Raw genomic sequence first — 26,741 nt, 5'->3', positions numbered from 1 at the left:
CTTGGGGCGCCGATGACCTGTCACACCACGTCCGCGACCGGCCGCCGGCATGGCGCCGGCGGCCGTTCGCGTGCGTTCGCGTATATACGCTCACGTTCACGACGGGACGGCGGTCACCCGGTCCCAGAACCAGTAGAGGCTGACGATCACGATGGGCGCGGTCATCGCGGGCAGGACCCAGCGATGCGCGGGGGTCCTGCGCAGCAGCACCAGCAGCGGGAACACGACCACGATGATGCCCAACTGCACCGCCTCGATACCGACGTTGAAGCTCAGCAGCGACAACAGCAGCTCCCACGACCAGCTCTCGTCGATGCCGAGCGCTCCCGCGAAGCCCAGGCCGTGGACGAGGCCGAAGAGAAAGACGACCGGCAGCCGCCAGCGCCCGGTGCTCTCCCGGTCGCGGAGGAAGATGCCGGCGCACGCCATGACGGCGATGGAGGCCGCGATCACCGGTTCCACCACGGCCGCGGGCACCGTGACCACGCCCATGGCCGCCAGCAGGAAGGTGACGCTGTGCGCGGCGGTGAAGGCGGTCGCCGCGAGGAGCACGTCGCGCAGGCTGCGGGCGCCTATGAGCAGCGAGAGCAGGAAGAGGATGTGGTCCAGGCCGAACAGCAGGTGTTCCATGCCGAGCAGGAAGAACTCGGTGATCTGGTGGCGGGATTGGTGGGGTCCGCCGGTCTTCAGGGTCGGTTCGGCGGCGGTCAGCACCTGGGAGCCGCGCTGCCCGTCGATGTCGTAGTGGACGATCGTCTCCGTGCTGTGCACGAAGCTCTCGGCGTCCGGGAACAGAGCGCTGGAGATCGTGTAGGCGCCGTCCGCGCCGTCCGCGCCGGCCGGGCAGTCGTAGGCAAGGGTGAGGACGGCGAAGGGCCTGGTGCCGCGGGTGTGGACGTCCGCGTCCCCGGCCGGGCGGGGCGCGCAGGCCGTGCCGTCGTGGGCGAGCGCGAAGCGCCCGGTGACGTACTCGTTCACGGCCTTGGCGTTGGTCTTCAACTGACGCAGCTGCTCGGCGCGGTCCTTCGCCCCGTACGCCTCCTCGTACAGCCAGGCCGACTTCATGAGCAGGTCGTACTCGAGGTCGAGTTCCGCCTCGACGCGGGTTCCGGTGCCGGTCACATCGACGTACGCCGTCGTGGTCGCGTCGTGCGCGGCGGCCGGGGAGGCGCTCGCGAGGCCGGCGGCGAGCACGGTCAGGAGCGCCGCGAGGAGGGTGAGCAGTGCGGCGGGCGGGCGCGGAGCGGCGGAACGCATGGGGATCTCGGTTCTCGTAGTCGTACGGGGTGGAAGGCGGCGCGCCCGCCGTCCCGGACCGATGTGGTCCGGGACGGCGGGCGTGGGTACGGGTGACCCGTCAGCCGGTCAGTAGGTCACCTGCGGACGGCGGACGGCGTGAACCACGGGTACGCGGACGCCTCCGGTCCCCAGGAACCCGCCCGGCCCTGCGCGTCCTTGGTCACGAAGACGCTCGGCTCGGAGGTGGTGACCCCGCCGCCGGTGGAGCGCGCCGTCACGAGCCACGCGTGGGTCGTGTCCGGCTCCAGGTCCCGCCAGGTCACCGAGGCGACCTGGCCGGAGGCGGCCTTGGCCTCGCCGATGACGCTCACGGGGTTGTAGAGCGCCAGCGAGTCGGTCCTGAAGGTCGTCTTGCGGCTGCTGAGGTCGATCGGCAGCACCATGTTGTCCTCGGTGCCGTCGTACCGGTGGTTGGTGTCGTACTCGGTGGCGCCGAACTCGTCGAGCAGCGGCGAGTAGGTGTCGACGGTCAACTGGGAGCGCTTGACGTCGAACTGGAGCATCCGGAAGAAGCTCGCGCCGAACTGCAGCTGGTCGTCGGGCTTGTAGCCGCCGATCTCGGTGAGCCCGAGCCGGTCCGCGGACACCGTGTAGAACTGGTAGTCCGCCAGCAGCTCGACGACGTCGTGCGCGACCTTGCCGACTCGGGGCTTGATGTTGGTGCCGACGCCGTGCTCGTGACCGGCGAGGATCAGGAACACGTTCGGGTTGTCCTGGACCACCTTCTTGTAGAGCATCGAGCCGTCGGGCGCGGAGAACGGGGCGCCGCGGCCGTTCGGGTTGCTGCTCGGCGCGAGGTAGTCGTGCGAGAGCAGGATGCCGTTGCGGTCGGGGAAGCGCTTGAAGACCGAGTCGGCCCATTCGGCCTCCTCGCGCGTCACCCCGTAGGACAGGCCGACCACGACGAAGTCCAGGCCGCCGGCGGAGAACAGGTCGTAGTGGTTCTGGTTGTCGCCCTCGCGCCAGGGGCCGCCGTACTCGGCGTGCTCCCAGCCCTCGGACAGGGCCTGGTAGCGGTCGGGGCCGTAGTACTTGTTGTAGATCGCGCCGGGGCCGTTCTCGGTGCCCGACTGGTTGTCGTGGTTGCCCGCGATGACGCCGTTGGGCACGCCGGCGTCGTCCAGGATCTTCTGCTGCTTCGAGGACACCTCCAGCTCACCGGTGACCTGGCGCTGGGTGGCCTCGTCGGCGGGCTTGCGGATGTTGTTCTCGATCAGGTCGCCGGTGTGGGCGACGTACGCGATCTTGCGCTTGTCCTTGTTGTCGGCGATCCAGCGGGAGACGTCGCCGTACGCCTTCTCCCAGACCGCGCGCTCCTCGGGCGTCTCCTGCTCCACCGCGCCCTCGGAGAGGTACTGCGTGTCGGTGTAGTGGACGATCGAGAAGTCGTACGAGTCGGGGTCGGCGAAGGTGTTCGGGTCACCGGCGTCGATGTCGTCGGCGAAGGGGTCCTCGCCGGTCACCATGGCGTGGACCTTGGTCCCGTCGACGTAACGGCGGTCGACGACGGCGGTCAGCACGGTGTTGCCCTTGACCGCGCCGCGGGCGCTGGTCAGCACGTCCCACTTCTCCGTCGCGGAGTTCCACACGCGCAGCGCGGCGAGCCGCTCTGGGTCGATGGTCCCCTCCCAGCGCAGCACCGGCGCGTCGACGAGGCTCTTCACCTTGACGTCGAACCGCTGGTAGCTGACGGCGTCGGCGGCCGGCGCGTCGATCGTCCTGCCGTCGGCGGGCTCGATGCCGGTGGCCTTCAGCTTCTCCTCGCCGTCGACCTTGAGCGTGGTGGGCACGGCGGCGGAGGTGCCCTGGTAGACGTGGTCGGGCGTGACGATCTCGGTCTCGGAGAACGTCGCGCTGACCTCGCCGCCGTCGGGCTCCGCGACCTTCGCCGACAGCTGGACGCTGCCGCCCGCGTCGGTGGTGCCGGACTTCGGGCTCAGGTCGGCGGGGACGTCGGGGATGCCGGCGGAGGTGAACTTCACCTCGCGGGTGGCACTGTTGCCGACACCGTCGGTGGCGGACACCGCCAGCGTGTGCTCACCGGCGGACATGCCGGGGCCCACCGGGGCGCCGAGCTGGACCGCCTTGCCGTCGAGGGTGACGACCGGGCCGGTCACGACGGCGGACATGTCCTCGACGCGGACGTCGAGCACGACCGAGGCGGTGAGCTTCTGCCCGGCGGCGGGAACGCTGGAGACCACCTTGGGCGCGGAGTTGTCGGTGACCAGCGCGCGGGTCGCGGTCTTGCCGGTCTTGGACGTCGCGGCCAGGGTGTGCTTGCCGTCGGCGATCCGCGCGGTGTCGAGGTCGGCGCGCAGGCCCTGGGCGGGCCCGTCGACGAAGAACTCGAGGTCGATCTCGGTCAGCGGGTTGACGTTGTCGCCGCAGTTGCCGTCGCCGAGGCCGTACGAGCCCTTGAGCATGCGGCCGGCGGCGGTGCCGTTCGCCAGGGTGAGGGTGATGTCGGAGATCGCGAAGTCGTCGCGGTTGTCACCGCAGGACGTCGGGAAGGTGCCGGTGACGAAGTCGATCGTGTTCCAGCCGGGGACCAGCCACTCGTTGGGGAGGGGCAGGTTAACGCGCTGGCTGACGAAGTCGCCGTCGAGCACGTGCTTCTGACCGTTCACCAGCACGTGGTTCTGGTAGCGGGCCTCGATGGAGTTGGTGCCCACGGTGAAGCCGAGGGTGGCGTTGCCGGAGCCGAGGGTCGGCGTGACGTGCACGGCCGGGGCGTCGATCGTCCAGTGCAGCTCCGCCTCGCGCAGCCGCGTGGTGGTGTTGCCGCAGCTGCCGTCACCCATGGCGTAGGAGTCCGCGATGCCGTGTCCGGTGACGGTGCCGCCGTCGAGGGTCAGCGCGAGCCGCGAGATGTCGAAGTCGTCGCGGTTGTTGCCGCAGGTCTCCTTGAACGGGCTGGTGACCACCGTGATCGTGTTGTCACCGGGCACCAGGAAACGCGCCGGGACCGCGATGTCGACCCGCTGGCTCACCCAGGTGCCGCCCAGGTCGATGCGCTTGCCGTTGACGAGCAGGTAGTTGTCGTACTTGTCGTCGATCGAGTTCGAGCCGACGTCGAAGGAGAACGTCGCCGCGCCGTTGCCGAGGTTCGCGGCGGTGACGGGCTCCTTGCCGTCCACGGTCAGGGCCGCGGTGTCGCCCTCGGCGCCCGCGGGGAAGTTCGCGAAGACGGGCTGGCGGCCCTTGACCAGCGTGCCGTCCTTGGGCAGCAGCCCGGGAGCGCCCGCCGGGGCGTTGTTGACCGTCACCGTGTTCTTGACGGACTCGCCGGAGGTCGTGCGCGCGCCGATGACGTGCTCGCCGTTGGACAGCTTCGTGGTGTCCAGACCGGCGGACAGGCCGGTGGTGCCCTGCGGGTCGCCCAGGACGAAGAAGCTGAGCGCGGCCTTGGTCAGCAGCGTGGTGTTGCTGCCGCAACTGCCGTCGCCGAAGGAGTACGTGTACTCGTTCTCCTCGCCGTCCGCGACCTCGCCGAGCAGGTCGAGACCGATGTCGGAGAGCACGAAGTCGTCGTAGTTGGTGCCGCAGGAGCTGTCGACCGTGCCGGCGAAGAACTCGATCGTGTTCTCGCCCTTGTGCAGGTGCTGGTTCGGGATCTCGATGGTGCCGCGCTGGTTGACGAGGTCGCCGATGTCGGTCCGGTAGTCACCGTTGACCAGCACGTAGTTGTGGTAGCGGGCCTCGGTGGAGTTCGTGCCGACGTCGAAGCTGAGCCGGGACACCCCGATCGTCGGCTCGGCGTCGATCGCCTTGCCGTCGACGGTGATCCGCCGGATGGAGTCCCCGGCCGCCGTGGGCGTGGCCACGACCTTCTGGGTGCCCTCCAGGTACGCGCCGTCGGCGGGAGTGAGGGCCGGCAGGCTGGGGGTGTCGGCGGAGGCGCTCCGCTCGGCCGATCCGGTCTCGGCGGCGTACGCCGCGGTGAGGTTCCCGCTCACGAGCAGCAACGCGGCAAGGGCCGCCCCGAGGAGCCGCCGCCCGCCTGATCCGCCGGATCCCCCGGATCCGCCACCTGGCTGTCTGCGCCACTCTGTTGGCCGCTTCACGAACTGCCCCTCCTGATCGATGCAAGGTAAAGGGCACGCCGGGAAAGACCCACGACATGCCCATGGCGGATCTTGGGCGGCGTAAATGAACGGAGTTAAAGCAGAGGTAAACAACCAGCGGAATGCTCCGCTCAGGGCGGGCAGGGGTGCGGTGCTCAAAGGTGGGCGTTCACGCACACTTTGAGCGTGTCGCGAGCACCCATAACGTCCCCTTGACGATAAGTGATCCGCCGTGCGAGGCTGACGCAGCATCACGCCGGAGACCCTTTGACCGGCAGTCCGCCGGGGCCGCCCCGGACCGGTCGCACTCGACCAGGACGGCGCTCACCCCGACACGCTCAGCTCGGCCCGTCTCACGCGCACCGCCGGATCATCTGGAGGACACCCGTGGCCCACGCCCCGATATCGAACCCCCACCTGGACGCGCGGGCCTCCGACCGGGCCGCCGGGGTGCTGCTCGGCGCGGCCGCGGGCGACGCGCTGGGTGTGCCGTACGAGTTCAAGGCGACGCTGAGCGAGGACCAGCAGCCCCGGATGATCGGCGGCGGCCTGGGCCCGTACGAACCCGGTGAGTACTCCGACGACACCCAGATGCAGGTCTGCATCGCCCGGGTGGCGGCGACCGGAGCGGACCTGCGCAGCCCTGAGGCCCTGGACGCGATCGCCGCCAACTTCCTGCACTGGCTGAGCGACGGCGCCAGCGACGTCGGCAACCAGACCAGCGTGATCCTGGGCATCGCCGCCCACGCACCCGGGTCGGCGGGCACGGCGATGCGGGAGGCCGCCCAGGAGTACACCGCCGGCAACGTCCGCAGCGCGGGGAACGGCTCGTTGATGCGGACCGGAATCGTCGCCCTCGCCCACCTCGGCGACGCGGCCGCCATGGCGGAGGCCGCCGTCGCCGTCAGCGCGCTCACCCACCCGGACCCCGACTGCGCAGACGCCTGCGTGCTGTGGTGCTCCGGCATCCGCACCGCGGTGCTGCACGGGACCTTCGACGGCGTGCGCGAGGGCCTGGACCTACTGCCCGCCGAGCGCCGGGAGGCCTGGGCGAAGCGGCTGGACGAGGCGGAGGCCAACCCGCCGCACCACTTCCAGAACAACGGCTGGGTCGTCCACGCGCTACAGGCCGCCTGGTCGGCCATCACCCGCACCGACGTGCCCGAACTGAACCTGGCCGAGCGCCGCTTCCCCGCCCAGCACCTGCAACTGGCCCTGGAGGCGGCGGTCCGCGCCGGGACGGACACCGACACCGTCGCGGCGATCGCGGGCGCCCTGCTCGGCGCACGCTGGGGCTGCTCCGGCATCCCGCTGGAATGGCAACTCGCCGTCAACGGCTGGCCGGACCTCGCCGCGCCCGACCTGGTCCGGCTGGCGGTGCTCACCGCCCGGGGCGGGAGCGACGACAAGCTCGGCTGGCCCTCGTCGCCGCACATGCCGCCCGGCAGCCACACCGCCTTCGCGATCCCCCACCCGCACGACCCCGGGGTGATCCTGGGCAACCTGGCCCTGGCCCAGGGTGCCGAGCCGGTCGGCGTCGACGCCGTGGTCTCGTTGTGCCGTATCGGCACGGCTCCGCTGCTGCCCGGCACCGACATCGAGCACGTCCGCGTCTGGCTGGTGGACAGCGACGGCTCGAACGCCAACCTCCACTACGCCGTCGACCAGGCCGCCCGCCAGGTGCTGCGCCTGCGCCAGGAGGGCAAGCGCGTCCTGCTCCACTGCTTCGCCGGCCAGAGCCGCACACCGGCCGTCGCGGCGGTCTACAGCCACCTGTCCCAGGGCATCGACGCGGAGACCGCCCTGCGGGACCTGCGCCGCACGCTCACGGGCGGCTGGCACCTGCACGCACACCCCGAACTCCAGGACGCGGTCCACGAGCTGACCGCGGGGGCGGCCGCCAGCGAGAGCCAGGAATCCGTGAAGGCGAAGGTCGCCGTGTCCCGGGTGCGCGGGCTGATGCTCGGCCTGGCGGTGGGTGACACGCTGGGACGCGCCGGGAGCAAGCTGCCGGCCGAGGGCTCGCTGCGGGCCGGGGTCAGCACGCAACTGGCGTGCTTCACCGCCGAGGGTACGATCCGCGCCCTCGTACGCGGCGCCGAGAAGGGCATCTGCCACCCGCCGTCGGTGGTGTGGCACGCGTATTGCCGATGGGCCGCGCTGCAGGGTCTGGAGGCCAAGCGCTGGGAGTCGGGCGAAGAGGTGTGGCCCGACGGCTGGCTCGCGCAGGTACCCGTCCTGGCCGAACGCCGCGGCTCGGCGCCCGCGACCGTGGCCGCCCTGGCCAAGATCGAGCAGGGGACCGTGGAGAGGCCGACGACGACCAGCCGCGGCTGCCACGCCCTGACCCGTACCCTCCCCCTCGCGGTGCTCGGCGCCGCGCAAGGCCCCGAGCTCGCAGGCACGTGGGCGCGTGAAATCGCCGCCCTCACGCACGGCGACCCAGCCGCGCACTCCGCAGCGGCCCATGCGGCGGTACTGGCCGGCCACTGCCTGACAGGCACGCAGGTGCAACAGGCCCTCGGGGAAGGTCTCAAGGCGCTTCGCGCCGCAGACCGCGGCCCGGCCGCCAGGGAACTGGGCCGGCTCGACGCGGCACTCCAGGAGGCCGTCGACCACCGCGCCAACGCCCGGCGGCTCGCGCAGCTCGCACCGGACGCCACCGCGCCCTCGGCCCTGCTGGGCGGCGTGTACGTCGCCGCATCGTTCCCGGCACGGGAGCAGGTGGGTGATGCCCTGCGCTTCGCCGCCGGGGCGCCGGACGGCGACTCGGTCGCCTGCGTGGCCGGCGCGCTGCTCGGAGCGGCGCACGGCGCGGAGGCCCTGCCTGTCGACCTGGTCAGCCGCCACGAACTGGCCTGGGTCCTCGACACCCTGGCCCGCGACCTCCTGGCCCAGCTCGCCGACGCGCCCGGCGGCAGCGAGTACCCCGGCGGCTGGGACGAGCACTGGCAGGGGCGTTACCCCGGCTGGTGAACTGCCCCCGTCAGGTTCTTCTCGGTACTGCAATGGGGCCGCCGGCCCACGGGCCCGGCATGGCCGTTCCCTCTGCCGAACGGATGACCTGGGGGGGCACCGGGCCCGCGGGGTGCTGTCGGAGACGCCGATGAGAGGTCCGACAGGAGGGCAGGGCTTGATCAAGTTCCGCAAGTGTCCGGATCGTTGATGATGCCCAGGATCGGGAGTGCTCGTTCGGGTTCGTCGCGGATGGCCCGGGTGGGCTCGGCGATGTCGGCGGCTCCGAGGAGCTTCAGCACGCCGATGTCCAGCTCACCGGGCATCGAGGCGAACGAGGTTGAAGGCATTGACATCCTTTCCCCCCTGAAGGGGGGAGATTCCCGCCTACCGCGCCGTTGAAGGCTGCGGTGTCGAGTGGGTTCCTGCTTCGCTGCGCGGTGCCGGGACGAGTCCCGGTCTTACCTGCGCTCCACAGGCTGATACCGCCAGTCCGGCGGCCTTGGCGACGTTGACCGCCGCGTTGATGTCCCTGTCCAGGACAGCGCCGCACGCTCCGCAGGTCCACTCGCGGACGCTGAGGGGCTTGGGGCCGTCCTTGACGCCGCAGCGTGAGCACACCTGGGAGGTCGGCTCGAACCGGCCGATCTTCACGAAGGTGCGCCCGTACCTGGCGGCCTTGTACTCCAGCATGTTCACGAACGCCGACCATCCGGCGTCGTGGACGGACTTGGCCAGGCGCGTGCGGGCGAGTCCTTTCACCGCCAGGTCCTCCACGGCGACCGCTTGGTTTTCGCGGATCAGCTGTGTGGAGAGCTGGTGGTGGAACTCGCGGCGCGCGTCGGCCACCTTCGCGTGAGCGCGGGCGACCTTGATCCGGGCCTTGTTCCGGTTGCTGGAGCCCTTCTCCTTGCGGGAGAGATCCCGTTGGGCCTTCTTGAGGCGTTTCTCGGCCCGGTGCAGGAAGCGCGGGGAATCGACCTTCGTCCCGTCCGAGAGGACCGCGAAGTGCCCGAGACCGAGATCGATGCCCACCTCGGGCGCGACCTTGGGCAGGGCTTCCTCCGGGCCGGTCTCGATGACGAAGCTCGCGAAGTACCGGTCCGCCGAGTCCTTGACCACCGTCACCGTGGACGGCGTGGACGGTAGGGAGCGGGACCACTTGACTTTGAGGTCGCCGATCTTCGGCAGGCGCAGCTTCTGTCCCGGTGTGATCGACCAGCGGGCGTTCGCGGTGAACCGGACGGACTGCCGGGTGTCCCTGCGGGACTTGTACCGGGGCGCGCCCGTGCGCGGGCGCTTGCCCTTCAGGCCGTCGAAGAAGTTCCGGTACGCCGTGTCCAGGTCCCGGAGGGACTGCTGAAGGACGACCGCCGAGACCTCGCCGAGCCAGGCGCGCTCCGGGGTGTTCTTCGCCTCGGTGATGAGCGCCTTCGACAGGTCGCCGGTCTTCGGGAACGGCAGGCCTTCGCTGCGGGCGGTCTCCCGGGCCCGGAGGGCGTCGTTGTAGACCACCCGCGCACACCCGAACGCCTTCGCCAACGCGCTGCGCTGACCGGCACTCGGATACATGCGGAAGCTGTACCGAAGCTGCACGAGGATAATGATAGACAGTTGGTTTATGGCTCTCGATGAGAACGTTCGCACAGGCCGTCACTGTGTCTTCCGCATGCACGTCCACTTGGTTTTTGTGACGAAGTACCGGCACAAGGTGTTCGCCGACCGGCACTTGACGCGGTGCGAGGAGATCATGCGGGCCGTGTGCGAGGACTTCGAGGCCGAGCTGGTGGAGTTCAACGGCGAGGCAAACCACGTCCACCTGCTGGTGAACTTCCCGCCGAAGGTCGCCGTGTCCCGGCTGGTGAACTCCCTCAAGGGCGTGTCCTCGCGCAGGCTCCGCCAGGAGTTCCCCGACCTCGTCCGCCACTACTGGCGGGCACAGCGCCTGTGGTCCGGCTCGTACTTCGCCGGGTCGGTCGGCGGTGCGCCGCTCAGCATCGTGAAGCAGTACATCGAGCAGCAAAACCGGCCGCTCTGACCGGGCCGAGGTGAACAGTGCAGTTCCGTGCCCACGGCTGAGGTCAGAGCAGTTCTCAGATTCGCTTCACCACCGGGCTGAAGCCCGGTGCACTGCGAGTAGACCGGGTAGCCGCGAGGACGTGTGCGAGGGCCTTCATCCGCTGCCGCCACCGCCGGCGCTTCAACCCCCAAGACGGAAACAACGGGGACGCCTACCGGGTGGTGTCCGCGGAACCGACGGCGGCGCGACGATCATCTGCCGGGCGCGTTGCAGGCACGTGTGCCGTGCGCGTCGCGGCTGGAACCCGATGGATCGATGACAACGCCGGGGTTGAGGATTCCGGCCGGGTCGAGGACCGTCTTGCCGGCCTGCAGGGCGGCGGCGAACAAGTCGGGGCGCTGGCGGTCGTACCACGGGCGGTGGTCACGCCCCACCGCGTGGTGATGGGTGATGGTCGCCCCGCCGCTGATCAGCGCCTCAGAGACCGCCTGCTTGATCTCGTCCCACTGCTCGACCGTCCTCCCCCACTTCCCTGCGGCGTAGACACCGAAGTACGGGGCCGGACCATCGGGGTACACGTGGGTGAAGCGGCAGGTCACGACGCCCTCTGCGCCGACCTGGCGCATGGCGTCCTGGGCAGCGGCGTTGACCGCGGCGCGCAGGGTGTCGAACCGGTCCCATGTGCAGGCCGTCTCGAACGTCTCCACGATCATGCCCTGGGCGGCGAGAGCGTCCCGCTGGTAGGGCATGCGCAAGAAGGAGTTGCGCCAGGTGTCGGCGGCCCCGGTCCGTGCGTCCTGCTCCGCGGTGTCGGCGTAGCGCGGTTCCTCGGCCAGGGTGCCGCCGTGGTCCCTGCACAGGTCCAGCGCGCGTCCCATCGAGGCGTTGACGGGGTGGTCGGCGGATTCGAAGCCGAGTACCAGGACGGCGGTCGGGGCGCCGGCGTTGATGAACGCCTCCATGGGGTCCAGGAGGCGGCAGTTGGCGGGGTTCAGGCCGGACTGCGACAGGGCGCGCACCGCGCGCACGCCCGCGTCGTGGTCGGCGAAGCCCACCGAGGCTCCCGCACGCCACCGCGGCCGGTCCTGGAGGCGGACCCAGGCTTGGGTGATGACGCCGAGCGCTCCCTCCGAGCCGAGGAACATCCGGTCGGGGGACGGTCCGGCTCCCGAGCCGGGGAGACGGCGGGACTCGAGGACCCCGCTGGGAGCGATGACCCGCATCGATTCGGTGAGGTCGTCGATGTGAGTGAGGTTCGTTGCGAAGTGGCCGCCTGCGCGGGTGGCCAGCCAGCCGCCGAGGGTGGAGAACTCGAACGACTGGGGGAAGAACCTCAAGCTGTAGCCGTGGGGCCGCAACTCGTCCTCCAGGCGCGGGCCGAAGACCCCGGCCTGGACGAGCGCGGCCCGGCTGGTGCGGTCGATCTCCAGGACCTGGTCCATCGCGCCCATATCCAAGCTGACCACCCCGGCGTAGGCGTCGCCCACCCTCGGTTCGACGCCTCCCACCACCGAGGAACCACCGCCGAAGGGAATGGCCGCTATGTTGGCGTCACTGCACCAGTCCAGGAGATCGACGACCTGTGCCTCGGAGGTCGGGCGCACTACGAGGTCGGGCACGTGGGGCAGGCGCCCCAGCAGCGCCCTCACGACATCGCGGAACGCCTGCCCGTGGCTGTGCGCGAGCCGGTCGCGCACATCGGCGGACGCGATCGACGCCAGAGCCGGCGGCGCCTGGACGCGGCTCGCCCGCACTCCGAACGATTCGATCGGCGGGGCCTCGTGCACCGTCAGGTCGGCGCCCGGGAGCAGCTCCGCGGTACGCCGGGTGATCTCCGCACGCTCCGCGCCCGTCACCGCGTCCTCGACGTTTCCCCATCCCCACCACGACCGCGTCTTACTGCCCAATGCCGCACCCCCGATCTGAACGCCGAGTAAATTACCCGCCGGTCACTTTGGCATAGGATGGGACCATGGACAAGCAGGAGAAGGTCGTCCGCACGGTCGGGACCAAGGGGATGCCCCGCGCCGACCGGGAGAGGCTGATCCTGGACGCGGCGGCACACGAGTTCGGCGCCAAGGGCTACACACGCGGGTCGACCGCCGCGGTGGCAGCGCGTGCCGGAATCAGCAAGCCCATGATCTACGAGTACTTCGGTTCCAAGGACGGCCTCTACCTGACGTGCCTGGAGTACGCCGGATCTCGCCTCGTTGAAGCCGTCGCCGCGGCGCAGGAGGGGCCGTCCGACATCACGCGTGCCGCTCGCACCCTCGAGGCCATCTTCCGGAGGCTGGAGTCCCGTGTCGACGACTGGGCTCTCGTCTATGACACGACGCTGCCGGCCGACGGGCCCCTCCATGCGGCGGCTGCCGTCTACCGACAGGAGCTGAACCGCCTCGGAGCGGTCGGCGTAGCCGAGTTCCTCGGCTCCCCGGAGGCGGGCGAGGCGCTCGACACCGACCTCGCCACGCACCTGTGGTACGGGACCGTGAGCGCCGCGGTCGCCTGGTGGCGCCACCACCCCGAGCAGAGCGCCGACGACATGACGGCACGCTTCGAACGGATCTTCGCGGTGCTGTATCCGCGGACTGCCGCACCGGCCACGGCGGGCCGACCTTGAAGAACGGAAAATCGCCCGCCCGGCCGAACTGAAAAACGGGCCGCGGTGTTGCTGGCGTGTGCCGGGACGCTGGTCCTCACCGGATTCGGTGTGTGGCTCGGTTCGGTGACGGGTCACCGGCCCGCGGACGAGCCATTCCCCGGGGGCAGGAGGCGTCCCGTGTCATCGTCCGACGCCATGTCACGCTCGCCAATCCGGCAGCGCGGACCGAGCAGTCGTCGGCCCCGACCTCTTCACCGCGCGGACCCCGCGCGGACCCCGCTCGGCACCTGCCGGGCAATGGCCGACCAACGGGAGTCCACGTCCCTGTGCCAGGGGGACTCGACCACGCTGCGGTGCTTCCGGTCGCCCTGGACCGGGGTGTCGAAGGACCATGGAAGAGAAGGTCGTTCGTGGACATCGGTGTGACCGCAGCGGTCACACCGGGATGGTGACGCGAACATTCCGTTGCCCCCGGAATCAAGGAGGGTCGACGGAGGAAGGCTCCGAACAGGACATTGACGTGGCACGACCCTCCGGGAGCGCAGATGCCCACTCTGGACCGCCAGGACAACGTCTTCGTGCTCGACATCGGAGACGGCGAGAACCGCTTCCATCCCGACTGGCTCGCCTCCGTCGGCGCCGCCCTGGACGAAGTGGAGAAGGCAGAGGGGCCGCGTGCCCTGGTGACTGCCGCGACGGGCAAGTTCTTCTCCAACGGACTGGATCTGGACTGGCTCGGCGCCCACGCCGACCAGCACGAGAGCTACCGCGACTCCGTCCACGAGCTCTTCGCCCGCGTGCTGTCCCTGCCGATGGTCACCGTGGCCGCCCTGCAGGGGCACACCTTCGCCGCCGGCGCGATGCTCTCCCTCGCTCATGACTTCCGTGTGATGCGCGCCGACCGCGGCTTCTGGTGCCTGCCCGAGGCCGAGATCAACATCCCCTTCACGCCCGGCATGTCCGCCCTGATCCGGTCCCGCCTGGCGCCGCAGACCGCGCACGAGGCCATGGTCGCCGCCCGCCGGTACGGTGGGACGGACGCCGAGGCCGCCGGGATCGTGGACCGGGCGGTGAAGGAGGACGCCGTGCGTTCCGCGGCCCTGGAGATCGCCGAGGCACAGGCCGGCAAGGCCGGCGACACCCTCGGCACCATCAAGGAACGGATGTACGCCTCGGCACTGGCCGTTCTGCGCGGTGCGGCCGGCTGAGCGGAGCGCCGGCAATCATGTCACCGGCCGCGGTACGGAACATGGTCCGTGTCCCTGTCATGCGCCCCAACCAGTCACAGCCCGACCACCCCGAGCGGGGCCGTCCGGACGGATCCGGCGCCACGCGCGGCGCAAGCTTCCCGACGCAGTCACATCGGGCCGGGACACCCAGCCGGATGCGACACGTGCACGGCGACCGCGCACCGGAGTACCCGCCCACACCAACGGTGCTCGGCGCTCGGCGCTCGGCACTATTTTCTGCGCGCTCTCAGCGTCACGTCCGCGCGTTGCGCGGTCACACGTCACCGGGACGGCGCAGCGCGGCATGAGCGTCCCCCGCAGAACGGAGCCCCCGCGCGCAGGGCATCGCGGGCCGAGCCCGACCGCGCCCTGACACCCCGGCCGAGGCGGGGAGAGGAATCCCCCTGAGCAGCAAATGCCATGAATAGGTAGATTCCGCCTGGAGGCCTGGGGCACGGACGCTCGTAGAGGCCTCCGCCGCGCGACCCCGAAACCGCGACCCCGAAGCGAGGAGGAAGTCCATGTCCCGACCGGTCGTCGCGGGCATCGGCTCCCAGACCCGGGCCGCGGGCGGTACGCGACCGCTCGTCGTCACCCGCCGCGCTGCGACCCCGGCAGCGGCCGCGAACGCGACACGCCCGGACAACGAGAACTCCGGCCCGCGGAGGCCGCCGAGGAACGGGGAGACCGACCATGCCCACTGACACACCCATGCAGCTCGGCATGATCGGGCTCGGCCGGATGGGCGCCAATCTCGTGCGCCGGCTGATGCGCGACGGCCACCGGTGCGTCGTGCACGACCTCAGCCGCGATGCCGTGCTGGAGCTGGAGAAGGAGGGGGCCACGGGCGCCGCCTCCCTCCGGGAGTTCGTGGAGAAGCTGGAGCCGCCCCGCAACGTCTGGCTGATGCTGCCCGCCGGGGTGGTGCAGCCGACGCTCGACGAACTCGCGGCGCTGCTGGAGCCGGGTGACACCGTCATCGACGGCGGCAACTCGTACTACCGCGACGACATGGCCCGTGCCCGGCAGCTCGCCCCGCAGCGGATCCACTACGTGGACTGCGGCACCTCCGGCGGTGTGTGGGGGCTCGAACGCGGCTACTGCCTGATGATCGGCGGCGAGGACGAGCCCGTGGCCCGCCTGGGCCCGGTCTTCCGCACCATCGCCCCCGGCCGCGGGAACGCCGAGCCGACCCCGGGCAGGACCAGGGCCGACGGGACCGCGCCGGAGGGCTATCTGCACTGCGGGCCGAGCGGCGCCGGTCACTTCGTGAAGATGGTCCACAACGGGGTGGAGTACGGGATGATGGCCGCCATCGCCGAGGGCCTGAGCATCATCCGGCACGCGGACGCAGGGCTGGGCCATAGGGCCGTCGACGCCGAGACCGCGCCCCTGCGCGAGCCCGAGGCGTACCCGTACGAGATCGACGTGGCCGAGGTCGCCGAGGTGTGGCGCCGCGGTTCGGTGATCGGCTCCTGGCTGGTCGACCTCGTCGCCGACGCGCTGGCCCGCTCGCCACAGCTGGACTCGTTCACCGGCCGGGTCTCGGACTCCGGTGAGGGCCGCTGGACCGTCCAGGCGGCGATCGACGAGAGCGTGCCCGCCCCCGTCATCAGCGCGGCGCTGGCCGAGCGGTACGCGTCGCGCGGACTGGGCGAGTTCGGCGACAAGGTGCTGTCCGCGATGCGCGGCGAGTTCGGCGGCCACGCCGAGAAGAGCGGGTGAAGGCGCCATGACGCACCGTTCCCTCTCGCCGAGTCACGGTCCGCTGCCCGACGACCACGTGGTGGTGCTGTTCGGCGCGACCGGCGACCTCGCCCGGCGCAAGCTGCTGCCGGGCCTGTTCCACCTGGCCAAGGCGGGGCTGCTGCCGGCCCGCTACCGGATCGTCGGCTCGGCTCCGGCCAAGAGCACGCTGAGCGACGACGAATTCCGCAAGCACGCGCGGGAGGCGGTCGCCGAATTCGGCCGGTCGAAGCCCGAAGGCCGCGCGTGGCAGGAGTTCGAGGCCGCCCTCTCCTTCGGCGCGTGCGACCTGGGCGCCGCCGAGCCGCTGCTCGCGGCCGTCCAGGAGGCCGAGCAGGCCATCGGCGGCAGCCCGCGGCGCCTGTTCCATCTGGCGGTGCCGCCGAGCGCGTTCACGTCCGTGGTGGAGACGCTCGGGGCGAGCGGACTCGCCGACAACGGCCGGGTGATCGTGGAGAAGCCCTTCGGCACGGACCTCGCCTCGGCCCGCGCGCTCAACGCGTCGATCCACGCCGTCTTCGACGAGTCGCAGGTCTTCCGCATCGACCACTTCCTCGGCAAGGAGTCGGTCGACAACATCCTGGCCCTGCGGTTCGCCAACGGCCTCTTCGAGCCGATCTGGAACCGCGAGCACATCAGCCATGTGCAGATCGACGTTCCGGAGAGCATCAGCATCGAGGGCCGGGCGCAGTTCTTCGAAGGCACCGGCACCTTCCGCGACATGATCGTCACCCACCTCTTCCAGCTCCTGGGGTTCGTGGCCATGGAGCCGCCCACGGCACTCGAGGCGCACTCCATGCGGGACGAGAAGGAGAAGGTCTTCCAGTCGCTCAAGCCCATCGACCCGGCCCATGTCGTCCGCGGGCAGTACGAGGGATATCGCGCCGAGCCCGGCGTGGACCCGAAGTCCGACACCGAGACCTTCGTCGCGCTGCGCGTCGGGATCGACAACTGGCGCTGGGCCGGAGTGCCCTTCTACCTGCGCTCGGGCAAGTCGTTGGGCGAGGCGCGGCACGTGGTGACGCTCGGCTTCCGGGAACCGGCCCTGCGTATGTTCCCGCTGGCCGCGCGCGGGGGCGCCGGTGTCCGGAGCAATGAGTTGCTGATCGACTTCGACGACCCCGGCCGCATCATGGCCTGCTTCCTGGTGAAGGACCCCGGACCCGCCATGCGGCTGCGCGAGGCGGAGATGGTCTTCAGCTACGCCGAGTCCTTCAACTCGATGCACGCGCTCGAGGGCTACGAGCGCCTGCTCCTGGACGCGATGCTGGGCGACCAGTCGCTGTTCACCCGTTCCGACGGCATCGAGCGCCTGTGGGAGGCGTCCACCCCGCTGCTGGAGAACCCGCCGCCGGTGGAGATCTACGCGCCCGGTTCCTGGGGACCGGAGCCCTCGGTGCGCCACCTGATCGCGCCGCACCGCTGGAGCCTGCCGCGCCGCACGTGACCATCGGGCTGCCGGCCTGGCCGCACCGGGGGACGGCTGTTCCCCGGCCCCCCCGGTTGCGGTCATGTTCTAATCTCCGGATGACGAAGATCGAATCGGGGCTGATACGACGCTGGGTGGACGGCTGGACCGTTGCCCGCTCCCTGCCCGAGGCCGAGCCGGTCGAGCCCGCCGGGGACGGCCTGCGGTCCACATGCGACCAACCCGGCCGCGAGGTCGAGGTGTTCGCTCTGCGTGCGGACGAGGAACCCGAGTCCGTGGCACGACTGGCGGCAGCCGTCGCCGCCGCGCGGCAGATCACCTGGCTCACTGTGCCCACGCTGCGCCCGGCCACAGTCGAAGCCGTCGTGGGCGCTGCCGGACTGGGGTTGCTCCACCGGTCCGAGTGGTTCATGACGACCGACCTGACCGAGCACCCGCGGCACGCGCCCCTGGCGCCGTACGAGCGCGAGGTACGCACGGAGGGATCCGTCACGGTCGTCTCCCTCCGTGGCCCCTCAGGAGAGGTGGCGGCGCGCGGATCCATCGCCGTGGTCGGTGGTGATGCGATCGCCGATCGCATCGAGACCGACCCCGGGCACCGCCGACGCGGCCTGGGCCGCGCCGTGATGAGCGCTCTGGCGGAGTCCGCCGTCTCCCACGGTGCCCGTACCGGTCTGCTCATCGCCAGCGAGGAAGGCCAGGGCCTCTACTCCTCCCTCGGCTGGCACCACGCAGCCGACGTCTTGATCGCCCGCGGGCCGGTGGTTCCGTCCGTGCATCGGTAGGAGCTTGCCGTAGTCGGGGGTGCGCGAGTGCGTGCGCTCGGCGAAGGGCGAGGACGTACCGTCCGACCCGTCGACCAGGCCCATCGACGCGCCGTACCCCGGTGTGAAGGACGCCGACAGGTTCACTTCCCAGGCCACCGGCACCACTGTCAGTCCGCCAAGGGAGCCGTCAGCTTCCCGATCCGCGTGACCGCCCAGCGCACCATGATCACGGCCACGAAGCCGCTCGCCACGACAGCAGTGACGATCGATGCGGCGGAGCCGGAGTGCAGCGCGGTCAGGAACGGGACGACCAGCAGGGCCACCGCCGCCAGCATCCCGGCGCCGTACCAGCCCAGGAACAGCACCGGGCCCATGCCGCCCGCAGGGGACTGGGCCGACGACATCAGCAGGTGGTGCTTGGTCGCCCCTCGGCAGGCGTTGACCAGCGAGGCGCCCACCAACGGCGGCACCAGGGCCGGTGCCAGCAACGCGCGGGCCCCCGCGCCTTCCCCGGCCAGCACCCCCGCCGCCACCAGCGCGCCCACCAGCCCCAGCACGACGGGCACCGCCGTGTGCCGCAGCATCAGGTCCCGGTAGGGATACGGCGCCCACGACCCGCGCCGCGTGTCGTCGGTCTCCACCCGGGCCGGCTCCAGGAGCTGGGTCAGCGACCAGTAGCCGAAAACCAGTGAGGCCAGCGCCGCCGCCACGCCCGTCCCGCCGTGGGCCGAGGCCGCCAGCACCGCGCCCAGCACCGCGAGCACCCCCAGCACCACTGCCCGGCCCAGCCGGCCCGGGGCCCGCAGCAGCGCGAGCGTGTCCCGCCACGGCACCGCCAGTTCCGCCCAGCGGGGCGCCGGCAACCGCCATCGCGCTGAGCGGCCCCCGCCGATGACCCCGGCCACCGCCTGCCGCGCGGTACGGAACTCCGCCGTGCGCAGCGCGGCCATCACCCCGGTCGCGGTCCGCGAACGCCGCCGTACCGCGGACAACGCCAGCGACCCGGTGAAGCGGTGTGCCGCGACCAGGGCGCCGGCCACCACCACCGCCAGCAGGACTCCCGCGGCCCAGCCTCCCGGCAGCGCGGCCGGTGTGGGGGCCAGCGCGGCCAGACCGGCCCAGCCCCAGGGCCCGGACCACAGCTCCACCCGTTCCAGTGTCGGCAGCCGGTCGCCGTTGACCGCCAGCACGGTCTGCGCCACCAGCGCCAGCACCGCCATACCGACGTACGGGGTGGCCAGCCGGGCCCAGCGGGCCACCCGCTCGCTGCCCTCCACCGCGGTGGCCAGCGCGGTCGCCAGCAGCGGCAGACCGCTGCCGCCCAGCAGGCACCAGCCGAACGCGGCCGGCAGACCCACACCGACCGTCAGGCCGAGCGCGATCATGCCGATCGCCGCGACCAGCAGCCCGGCTCCGCCGGAGATCGCGGCCGCCCCCCAGAACCACGGCCGCAGCACCCGGGCGACGTCCACCGGCTGGGCCAGCAGCCAGTCCACGGTCTCGCGCGGCGGCACCACCGGCCCGCGCCACTGGGCGTCCCAGGCGGCGACCAGCAGCCATCCCAGCCCCAGCGCGCAGGACCCGGCGGGCAGCGCGGCCAGGATCGCCGGTCCGTGACCGGAGTAGTCGGCGCCCATCGACTTCTCGAGGAACAGCCCCATGCTGGGCAGCCCTCCCCATACCGCGAGGAGCAGCACCACGCAGTACACGGTGTAGGCGATCTGGCCGGTCTTCTTGCGGCGGTGCGGGGTGCGCAGGTCGCGGATCAGCCGCAGCGTCTCCCGCGTCCAGTCGTCCCCGTCGGACCAGGCCGCGGAGTGCTCGCCAGTCTCCCCGGTCTCCTCGGCAAGGGCGGTCACCGGGCACCGTCCGGGCTCTCGGCCAGCCAGGTCAGTCCGTCGGTCCCGGTGGCGAGCACCTTGTCCGGGTGGCCGTCGGCCACCACCTTGCCGTCGCTGAGGACCAGCACCCGGTCGGCGACCGCCCGGGCCAGTTCTCCGTGGTGTGTGACCAGCAGCACTCCCACGCCTTCCGCGGTCTCCTTTTTGATCAGGTCCGCCAGCTGCCGCCGCGCGCCGGGGTCCAGTCGCTGTTCCGGCTCGTCCAGCAGCAGCAGGTCGCGCGGCCGGACCATCGCGGAGGCCAGCAGCAGAGACTGGAGCTGCCCTGAGGACAGTGCCCCGGGCAGCGCGTCGGCGTGGTCGGTCAGCATCCGCTCGGCCAGCACGTGGCCGATCCAGTCGCCGGCGTCCTCCACCCCGTGGGCCACCGCTACGAGCTGCAGATGCTCGCGCACGGTGAGGTCGGGGTAACAGGCCGCGGTGTCGCCGACCACCGCCACGCGGGCCCGGACCGCCGGGTCGTTCTCGTTCATCGGCTTGCCGTCGAACGTCACCGTGCCGGTGCTCGGCCGGTCCCGGCCGGCCGCTATGCGCAGCAGCGTCGATTTGCCCGAGCCGTTGTGGCCGAGCAGCGCCACGCACTTCCCGGACCGGAGCCGCAGGTTCATGGTGGCCAGCGCTGTGCGCTTGCCGTAGACCCGGCTGACGCCGCTGAGTTCGAGCAATGGTGGTGCACCCATGTCGCCGGGCCTCTCGTCAACCGCGAACACTGTCCCCGCTTCGACCTCGGGGATGACGGCCCGGAGCGGCCCGGCCATTCTCCACGCTCCGCCCGGCCGGGGGCCATCGGCCCGCTGTTCACCCGCTCCGACGGCATCCAGCGCCTGTGGGAGGCGTCCGCCCCGCTGCTGGAGAACCCACCGCCGGTGGAGATGTACGCGCCCGGGTTCCTGGGGACCGGAGTCCGTGCGCCGCCTGATCGCGCCGCAGGTGTTGGTCGGGCGGGCGGTGGAGCGGCCGCACGGTCGAGTGCGCCAAGGCTCGCCCCCGGCGCACTCGGCTTTACGGGCAGGGGGCTGGCGGCCGACAGGGCAGCAGCGCCCCCTCGTGGGGCACCGGCTCAGTCGCAGACGTGGTCCGCACGGCTACCCATCGGAGTCAGGGCCGTCGCTCCCCAGCGAGAGGCCTCGCCTCGTCACCGCGCACACGTTCTCCAGCCATCGCTGCGGATCGAGCGCGCGGAAACCGTCGGAACCGACGACCAGACCCAGTGACGTGCATTCTGCCGTCAGGTCGCTGGCCGCGCCGCAGCCTGACATGAAGTGGTCGCGCCGTCATGGGTCAGCACCACGAGGAGCCGTCCTGAGGACTCCTGGCATCCGCCGGCAAGGCTGGCGTGCGCACCGGTCCGTCCTGGATCATCGCAGGGGCGAAGGGGCCTGGGGGCTGACGAGCGGGCCGACCTGTACTCACACACTTGTCAACCAAGTCACGAAAGGGTGGGGACAACCTGATGTGTGCTCATGGGATGCACGGGGTCGAACTTCTCGCAGAAATCGAGGATCCCAGGTCCGAGGAGGATCTGGCTCGATACTTCGGAACGGCGAATCCGGACGACCAGTTCTCGGCCTTCACCGGAGGAGATTTCGAAAAACTAGGAGGCGGCGGTGACAACGAGGACGTAGCCGACAGGTTCACTGCCCAGGACATTGTCGCGGTGTCCATGCTCGGCGTTCACGTCCCCGGGCGCGCGGCACGCGACCTATTGCAGGGCCGTCTGGGGGAGGCACTTTCGGCGCAACTCCGGAGCATCCCTGCACAGACCGACCTGGTGGAAGCACCACTTGGCGACGTTGACCACGGATCCGCAGCCGAACGGGCATGGAAGTTGTTGGTCGCACCCGAGAACAAAGGAGTCAATTGGGTCATAGCGAGCAAATTGCTGGCCCGAAAGCGGCCCCGCCTGCTTCCCGTGTACGACCAGGTAGTGAAGTGCGCCCTCCATTGGCCGGGCACCAGTTTCTGGGTACCACTGAGATCCGAACTGCAAGCCAACGGCCGGGTCCTGCACAACCGCCTCAAGCGCATGGGGGCCGCATTGCCGACAGAGGTAAGTCCACTGCGAGTTCTTGACGTTGTGCTATGGATGCGCCACGAGAAGGAACACTTCGCGAATTTGAGGGCCACAGGGGACTGCCCCGGCCTCCCGCCCCGCTTGGCTACCAAGGAGTGTTAACAGGCTCCGCGTCGCCTTGCCGCACATCCGCTGCTTGCCCGCTCGAGCGAGAGCGATTGCGCAACTCCAGGCCGCCCGCCGTCACTGGACTGTCACACGGTCGTTCCTGGTCCGTAGGCCACGGTGAAGCCGAGTTCCTGCAACCGACGGGCGACGGTCTTGGCGCCACCGCTGAACTCATCAGCGGTCAGGGCGACACCGGCGCAGTGGCCATGGGCCACTCCGGCAATCGCCTTGGAGTCGTACGTGCGTCCGTCATGGACGAGCCGATAGGCACGAGCCGGTCCAAACGCGTACTTGTGAAGGAACGCGTCCCTTCCCAGTTCATCGCACTCACGGATGGCGGCGAGCACCCCATCGCGCGTCAGGTCGGCAAGTCCCATGTTGGAAGATTAGCCATTCGCAGCGCCAGTCGAGGCCGTGTCACCACTACCGAGGGCGGCCCCGACTGTTTCGCCGAGCGAAGGCCACCCCCGGAGTCGTTTAGCAAGGTGCTCTTGCAGGTGAGGTCGACGCTTGAAGCAGCTTCATTGAAGCGCTACCGCGCAGAGAGCTGGGATCCGGCAGGCCAACCAGCACAATCGGCCGGATGCGCCACCGGCCACCGGCCACAATCAGGGACAGAACCCCGGAGATCTGACCGTTACGTCCCCAGCCCAGCCAAGCCGACCAGCAGTTCTGCGTTGCTTCTCCTGGCTACGGACGAACCAGTGCCCCCTCCGGTCAGTTGGCATGGCATCCGAGTGCGGTGGCAGGCCCTGCGGGAGCCACAGGGAACGCGGGCCACTTCGCGTCAGTCCTGCTCCGGGCTTGGATCCGAGCGACCTCGACGGGGAGGATGAGCGGGGCTAAGGGACTGCTGCGCCGTCGTCGGCGAGCAAGAAGTAGCGGGGGGAAATCATGGACGTAACTGAGCTTTGCGTCTCATTCATCGGCGTCGCAGGGGCACTGGGTGGCACGCTCGGTGGGGCGATGCTCAGCCAGCGTGCCCGCAAGGACGAAGATCAGCGTGCCGAACGAGAACGGGCCCGCGAACGCGAGGACCGCGCGGTGCAGGCCAGGCGCGACCTTTATGCACAGATCAACACTGCCGCTCGCGCGTACCGGGTGGCCGCCCGGGATGCCGTCGAAGCAGCCAATCGCGGTGAAAACGTCGACCCAGCACACCTGGACACCGCCAAGGAGGCCTGGGCGGAGCAGTACTCCCAGGCACAAATGGCACTGACAAAGGACGTACTGGAAGTGGCGTCCGACCTCAACCGGGCACTGGGCGCGGGCTACTCAGTGGTCAGAAGTCTGCCGGGCACCCCCGACACCGACGTGGCGTACCGGCGGGCGAAGGCATGGTTCAAGGGCCCGCTCTCGAATGGCGTGTATTTGCTGCGGGTCACGTTGCGACACGACCTCGGTGTCGAGGACGACCCACACTTCCAGCACAACCGCGCACACTTTCTCGCCGAGCTCAACAGCGCCCGCGTCGAGCTCGAGCGGCAGCTAGCCGCAGAGCGACGCCAAGGGGCGGTTCGGACTGCGCGTACCCCGTAGATAGGCCGCCCGTTGCGCCGTCAGGGATCAGATGACGTGGCTCCGCCGTACGGCGGAGCCCACCGGCTTCTCCGAAAGATCATCAGCGGCCGGCGAGTCTCACAAACGGCACGAACCGGCTCAACGAAACCCTTTTGCGGACGTGCAGTCCTTTCCGCGCCCTCGTTCACGCCACGGACGGCAGGTAGCCCCTGAACATGATGTTCGCCTTGCGTCAGAGGCTCTCCACCTCGGCTGGCGTCATTGTCTTCACTGGAAGTTGGCGAACAGAGCCGCACGTGCGCGCTCGCCCCACCTGACACTGTCCCCGCAGCCCGTTGCCTGCCCCTGACCTGCAACGAAGCGGGGCCGCAATCGCGAACCTCGACCATTGCCAGCCCGCATCCAAGGCTGCGCGCGGAGCTATTTGACCAACCGCCACCCGAGCTGACACATCGTCATATGCCTATCAGAGAAGCACAGCCGAACTTTCCTCACGCCTTAATTCATGCCTTGACAGAACATCGACAAGCTGTTTCGATCTGCTCGCGTCCGGACGAGGGAGGAGAACCGGCCGTCACTGGCCCGACGACGCCCGCCCCGATCGGTCCGGGCAGAACACGGTTGAGAGAGGCGGAACCGCCCGAACGGACCCCCATCAGCAGCGGGTTGCACGAGATCCCTGGCACGCCGTCCTGAGCCGCCGTCAGCGCCCAGGCGACAGCAGTCCGCGGGATCGGGACCACGTAGGACCCGCTCGTCCCAGCAGAAAGGAAGAACATCGTGAGACGTTCCCTCATCGGGGCAGCCGCAGCTCTCACCATGGTCGTTCTCGTCGGCACGGAGTCGGCGGCCCCGGCCGCCGTACCGCACCACCACGGCTCCTCCGTGACGGGCACCTACTCCACAGGGGCCGACCACGCATGGCAGCCGTTGCCGAGCGTGAGCCCTGGCACCCCCACCGACGCGACCGTCGTCGTCGACCCGAGCACCCCCCGTCAGAAGTACTCGGGCATCGGGTTCTCCCTGGACGAGACCAGCGTCTCCAATCTGTGGAAGCTCACCCCCGCCAAGCGTGAGGAAGCCATCCGGCTGCTCGTCGACCCGAAGACCGGAGCGGGCCTGAACCGGTTCCGCCTCACGATCGGCAGCCCCGACCTCATCGAGCACCTGCCCTTCTGGTCGGAGGACGACCTGCCCGCCGGAGTCACCGACGACTTCCAGCTGAAGCACTTCTCGATCCAGCGCGACATCGACCTGCACATCATCGACACGATCAAGCTGATCCAGCGCTACAACCCGAAGGCCACCTTCTTCGGGTCCGCGTGGAGCGCCCCGGCGTGGATGAAGACCAACAACCGCTTCACGGGTGAGGTCGCGCTCAAGCCCGGCAGCACGACGGACTATTACCAGGTCGGCAAGCTCCGGGACGACTGCATCGACGTCTTCGCCCGCTACTACGTCAAGTTCGTGCAGGCGTACGCCAAGCACGGCATCCGCGTGGACGCACTGACCCTGCTGAACGAGCCCGGCATGGACGTGGTCTACCCGGCCATGGACATCAGTGTCGCCCAGCAGCAGAAGCTCGCCATAGCGATCAAGAAGGCCCTGCACAAGGCCGACCTGAACACCGGTCTGTACGTCCACGACTTCAACTTCTGGGACTGGCGCGACCCGAACAGCACCGCCACGAAGAACTACTACCGCATCTTCAATGACGCTCCCGACGGATCCGTGACCGGCCGGCAGGTCCTGGACGCGACCGACGCCGTGGCCTTCCACCCCTACTGGGGCGACCCGAAGGTGATGCGCGACGCGTTCGAGCAGACCGGCAAGCCGGTCCACATGACCGAGACCAGTGACCTGTCCGCGTCCACCATCCTCAACGACTTCCGCCTCGACGCGAGCTCCTACATCATGTGGGCGCAAACCACCGACCAGGACGGCGGCACGCTCCACTGGACGCCGGCGCGGGACAACAACATCGACTGGGACGAGGTCGCCGCGACGACCAAGTGGCCCGACCGCCTGGTCAAGGTGAATACCACGACCAAGGACTTCACCGTCCGCGACGAGCTGTACACCATGGGGCAGTTCGCGAAGTACCTCACGCCCGGCGACGTACGCCTGGAGTCGAGCACCACGGCGGCCGGCGTGAGCAACGTCGTCTACCGGCACGGCGCCGACAGGTTCGTCGCGGTCCTCGGCAACGCCAACAGCACCGACACCACGGTGCGGGTCGTGCTCGCCGGCAAGTCGTTCGCGGTTAAGGTCCCGGCGAACTCCTACGCCACCTACCGCTGGCAGCAGCGCATCCCCCGGGACCGGCACAATAGGGCGCCCGTGGTGGCCGCCGTGCCCGACGTGGTGGCGGACCAGTACAGCACGGTCCAGGTGCCGCTCAAGGCGACCGACCGCGACGACGACCGGCTCGCCTTCTACGCGACCGACCTCCCGGACGGCGTCACCCTCGACCCCGCCACGGGGGTCGTGACCCTCAAACCGACCGCGGCCGGCGCGAACGACGTGACGATGACCGTCACGGACGGCGCCGCGCACGCACAGGTGACCCTGCACGTGACGGTGCGCCCGCACAGCGCGCCGGTCGGGGTACGGGTGGAAGCGGAGTCGTACGCCGCCCAGCATGGCTGGACGTCGGGCGGCGCCAACTTCATCGAGAGCAACCCCGCGGCCAGCGGCGGCGCGAACGTGGGCTGGACCGCCGCAGGCAACTGGCTGGACTACGCGGTCGACGTCCCGAAGGCCGGCACGTACGACCTGGAACTGCGCGCCGCCACCGGCACGGGCGCGACCGTCCCGGACGCGCTGACCTTCCGCGACGCGGGCGGCACGACGCTGGCCACGGTGTCCGTCCCGAACACGGGCGGCTGGGGCTCGTACCAGTCGGTGCACGTCCCGGTCAGCCTGGCGGCGGGCGACCAGGTGGTCAGGCTCTTCTGCGAGACGGGCGGCTTCGACATCGACTACTTCCGCCTGTCGTAGCACTCTGCCGGCGGTCCGCTGTCACT

19 protein-coding genes are annotated in these 26,741 nt (G+C 70.2%); 11 read left to right on the top strand and 8 right to left on the bottom strand.

Going from position 1 to position 26,741, the window contains the following annotated elements:
* Positions 1-96: 96 nt before the first annotated feature.
* Positions 97-1,257, bottom strand: coding sequence for a HupE/UreJ family protein (locus ACFWVC_RS12160; RefSeq protein WP_384282873.1), 1,161 nt, complete (start codon positions 1,255-1,257; stop codon positions 97-99).
* A gap of 116 nt (positions 1,258-1,373) precedes the next feature.
* Positions 1,374-5,255, bottom strand: coding sequence for a metallophosphoesterase (locus ACFWVC_RS12155; RefSeq protein ID WP_384282868.1), 3,882 nt, complete (start codon positions 5,253-5,255; stop codon positions 1,374-1,376).
* A 495-nt stretch (positions 5,256-5,750) separates the two neighbouring features.
* Between ACFWVC_RS12155 and ACFWVC_RS12150 the strand changes: the two genes are divergently transcribed.
* Entirely contained in the window at positions 5,751-8,339 is a 2,589-nt protein-coding gene (locus tag ACFWVC_RS12150) for an ADP-ribosylglycohydrolase family protein (protein ID WP_384282861.1), read from the top strand.
* A gap of 161 nt (positions 8,340-8,500) precedes the next feature.
* Here the strand turns inward: ACFWVC_RS12150 and ACFWVC_RS12145 are convergent, their stop codons facing one another.
* Together ACFWVC_RS12145 and ACFWVC_RS12140 are read right to left on the bottom strand one after the other, a co-directional pair.
* On the bottom strand, positions 8,501-8,668 hold the full coding sequence (locus tag ACFWVC_RS12145; RefSeq protein WP_384282859.1) for a hypothetical protein: 168 nt from the start codon (positions 8,666-8,668) through the stop codon (positions 8,501-8,503).
* A 37-nt stretch (positions 8,669-8,705) separates the two neighbouring features.
* Complete coding sequence (locus tag ACFWVC_RS12140; protein ID WP_384282855.1) at positions 8,706-9,914, bottom strand: RNA-guided endonuclease InsQ/TnpB family protein; 1,209 nt, start codon at positions 9,912-9,914, stop codon at positions 8,706-8,708.
* 25 nt (positions 9,915-9,939) lie between these two features.
* On the opposite strand from ACFWVC_RS12140, the gene tnpA reads away from it, so the two are divergent.
* Positions 9,940-10,356, top strand: coding sequence for an IS200/IS605 family transposase (gene tnpA / locus ACFWVC_RS12135; RefSeq protein ID WP_384282850.1), 417 nt, complete (start codon positions 9,940-9,942; stop codon positions 10,354-10,356).
* Positions 10,357-10,589: 233 nt separating this feature from the next.
* Here the strand turns inward: tnpA and ACFWVC_RS12130 are convergent, their stop codons facing one another.
* On the bottom strand, positions 10,590-12,245 hold the full coding sequence (locus tag ACFWVC_RS12130; RefSeq protein WP_384282846.1) for an FAD-binding oxidoreductase: 1,656 nt from the start codon (positions 12,243-12,245) through the stop codon (positions 10,590-10,592).
* A 65-nt stretch (positions 12,246-12,310) separates the two neighbouring features.
* Between ACFWVC_RS12130 and ACFWVC_RS12125 the strand changes: the two genes are divergently transcribed.
* The 6 genes from ACFWVC_RS12125 to ACFWVC_RS12100 all read left to right on the top strand — a co-directional run bounded on the left by ACFWVC_RS12125 (position 12,311) and on the right by ACFWVC_RS12100 (position 18,129).
* A complete protein-coding gene (locus ACFWVC_RS12125) occupies positions 12,311-12,958 on the top strand; it encodes a TetR/AcrR family transcriptional regulator (protein WP_384282844.1) in 648 nt (215 codons plus the stop codon).
* 527 nt (positions 12,959-13,485) lie between these two features.
* Complete coding sequence (locus ACFWVC_RS12120; protein WP_384282839.1) at positions 13,486-14,148, top strand: enoyl-CoA hydratase-related protein; 663 nt, start codon at positions 13,486-13,488, stop codon at positions 14,146-14,148.
* A 542-nt stretch (positions 14,149-14,690) separates the two neighbouring features.
* Positions 14,691-14,873: a hypothetical protein gene (locus tag ACFWVC_RS12115; RefSeq protein ID WP_384282833.1), complete on the top strand. Its 183-nt coding sequence runs from the start codon at positions 14,691-14,693 to the stop codon at positions 14,871-14,873.
* A complete protein-coding gene (gnd, locus tag ACFWVC_RS12110; protein WP_384282826.1) occupies positions 14,863-15,894 on the top strand; it encodes a phosphogluconate dehydrogenase (NAD(+)-dependent, decarboxylating) in 1,032 nt (343 codons plus the stop codon). The genes ACFWVC_RS12115 and gnd overlap by 11 nt, the downstream gene beginning before the upstream one ends.
* 7 nt (positions 15,895-15,901) lie before the next feature.
* Complete coding sequence (gene zwf / locus ACFWVC_RS12105) at positions 15,902-17,362, top strand: glucose-6-phosphate dehydrogenase (RefSeq protein WP_384282824.1); 1,461 nt, start codon at positions 15,902-15,904, stop codon at positions 17,360-17,362.
* Between the two features lie 80 nt (positions 17,363-17,442).
* Entirely contained in the window at positions 17,443-18,129 is a 687-nt protein-coding gene (locus ACFWVC_RS12100; RefSeq protein ID WP_384282821.1) for a GNAT family N-acetyltransferase, read from the top strand.
* Between the two features lie 149 nt (positions 18,130-18,278).
* Here ACFWVC_RS12100 and ACFWVC_RS12095 read toward each other — a convergent pair whose 3' ends face one another.
* Complete coding sequence (locus tag ACFWVC_RS12095; RefSeq protein WP_384282817.1) at positions 18,279-19,970, bottom strand: hypothetical protein; 1,692 nt, start codon at positions 19,968-19,970, stop codon at positions 18,279-18,281.
* Positions 19,967-20,692, bottom strand: coding sequence for an ABC transporter ATP-binding protein (locus ACFWVC_RS12090; RefSeq protein ID WP_384282887.1), 726 nt, complete (start codon positions 20,690-20,692; stop codon positions 19,967-19,969). The genes ACFWVC_RS12095 and ACFWVC_RS12090 overlap by 4 nt, the downstream gene beginning before the upstream one ends.
* 773 nt (positions 20,693-21,465) lie before the next feature.
* Between ACFWVC_RS12090 and ACFWVC_RS12085 the strand changes: the two genes are divergently transcribed.
* On the top strand, positions 21,466-22,188 hold the full coding sequence (locus ACFWVC_RS12085; protein ID WP_384282885.1) for a DUF6308 family protein: 723 nt from the start codon (positions 21,466-21,468) through the stop codon (positions 22,186-22,188).
* A gap of 92 nt (positions 22,189-22,280) precedes the next feature.
* Here the strand turns inward: ACFWVC_RS12085 and ACFWVC_RS12080 are convergent, their stop codons facing one another.
* Positions 22,281-22,571 (bottom strand): hypothetical protein, encoded by a 291-nt coding sequence (locus ACFWVC_RS12080; protein ID WP_384282815.1) that lies wholly within the window; start codon positions 22,569-22,571, stop codon positions 22,281-22,283.
* 517 nt (positions 22,572-23,088) lie between these two features.
* On the opposite strand from ACFWVC_RS12080, the gene ACFWVC_RS12075 reads away from it, so the two are divergent.
* Together ACFWVC_RS12075 and ACFWVC_RS12070 are read left to right on the top strand one after the other, a co-directional pair.
* A complete protein-coding gene (locus tag ACFWVC_RS12075) occupies positions 23,089-23,733 on the top strand; it encodes a hypothetical protein (RefSeq protein WP_384282813.1) in 645 nt (214 codons plus the stop codon).
* A 762-nt stretch (positions 23,734-24,495) separates the two neighbouring features.
* Positions 24,496-26,715 (top strand): carbohydrate-binding protein, encoded by a 2,220-nt coding sequence (locus ACFWVC_RS12070; protein ID WP_384282810.1) that lies wholly within the window; start codon positions 24,496-24,498, stop codon positions 26,713-26,715.
* Positions 26,716-26,741 lie beyond the last annotated feature (26 nt).

Source organism: Streptomyces sp. NPDC058691 (assembly GCF_042714775.1).
GTDB lineage: Bacteria > Actinomycetota > Actinomycetes > Streptomycetales > Streptomycetaceae > Actinacidiphila.
Note: the sequence above shows the minus strand (reverse complement) of the source record. Positions and strands in the feature narration are given on the sequence as shown.

What these genes read in the sequence shown, in the direction of transcription:
- ACFWVC_RS12160 (WP_384282873.1), bottom strand. Translation starts at nt 1,257, where the DNA reads ATGCGTTCCGCCGCTCCGCGCCCGCCCGCCGCACTGCTCACCCTCCTC.
- ACFWVC_RS12145 (WP_384282859.1), bottom strand. Translation starts at nt 8,668, where the DNA reads ATGCCTTCAACCTCGTTCGCCTCGATGCCCGGTGAGCTGGACATCGGC.
- tnpA (WP_384282850.1), top strand. Translation starts at nt 9,940, where the DNA reads ATGGCTCTCGATGAGAACGTTCGCACAGGCCGTCACTGTGTCTTCCGC.
- ACFWVC_RS12125 (WP_384282844.1), top strand. Translation starts at nt 12,311, where the DNA reads ATGGACAAGCAGGAGAAGGTCGTCCGCACGGTCGGGACCAAGGGGATG.
- ACFWVC_RS12120 (WP_384282839.1), top strand. Translation starts at nt 13,486, where the DNA reads ATGCCCACTCTGGACCGCCAGGACAACGTCTTCGTGCTCGACATCGGA.
- ACFWVC_RS12115 (WP_384282833.1), top strand. Translation starts at nt 14,691, where the DNA reads ATGTCCCGACCGGTCGTCGCGGGCATCGGCTCCCAGACCCGGGCCGCG.
- gnd (WP_384282826.1), top strand. Translation starts at nt 14,863, where the DNA reads ATGCCCACTGACACACCCATGCAGCTCGGCATGATCGGGCTCGGCCGG.
- zwf (WP_384282824.1), top strand. Translation starts at nt 15,902, where the DNA reads ATGACGCACCGTTCCCTCTCGCCGAGTCACGGTCCGCTGCCCGACGAC.
- ACFWVC_RS12100 (WP_384282821.1), top strand. Translation starts at nt 17,443, where the DNA reads ATGACGAAGATCGAATCGGGGCTGATACGACGCTGGGTGGACGGCTGG.
- ACFWVC_RS12090 (WP_384282887.1), bottom strand. Translation starts at nt 20,692, where the DNA reads ATGGGTGCACCACCATTGCTCGAACTCAGCGGCGTCAGCCGGGTCTAC.
- ACFWVC_RS12085 (WP_384282885.1), top strand. Translation starts at nt 21,466, where the DNA reads ATGTGTGCTCATGGGATGCACGGGGTCGAACTTCTCGCAGAAATCGAG.
- ACFWVC_RS12080 (WP_384282815.1), bottom strand. Translation starts at nt 22,571, where the DNA reads ATGGGACTTGCCGACCTGACGCGCGATGGGGTGCTCGCCGCCATCCGT.
- ACFWVC_RS12075 (WP_384282813.1), top strand. Translation starts at nt 23,089, where the DNA reads ATGGACGTAACTGAGCTTTGCGTCTCATTCATCGGCGTCGCAGGGGCA.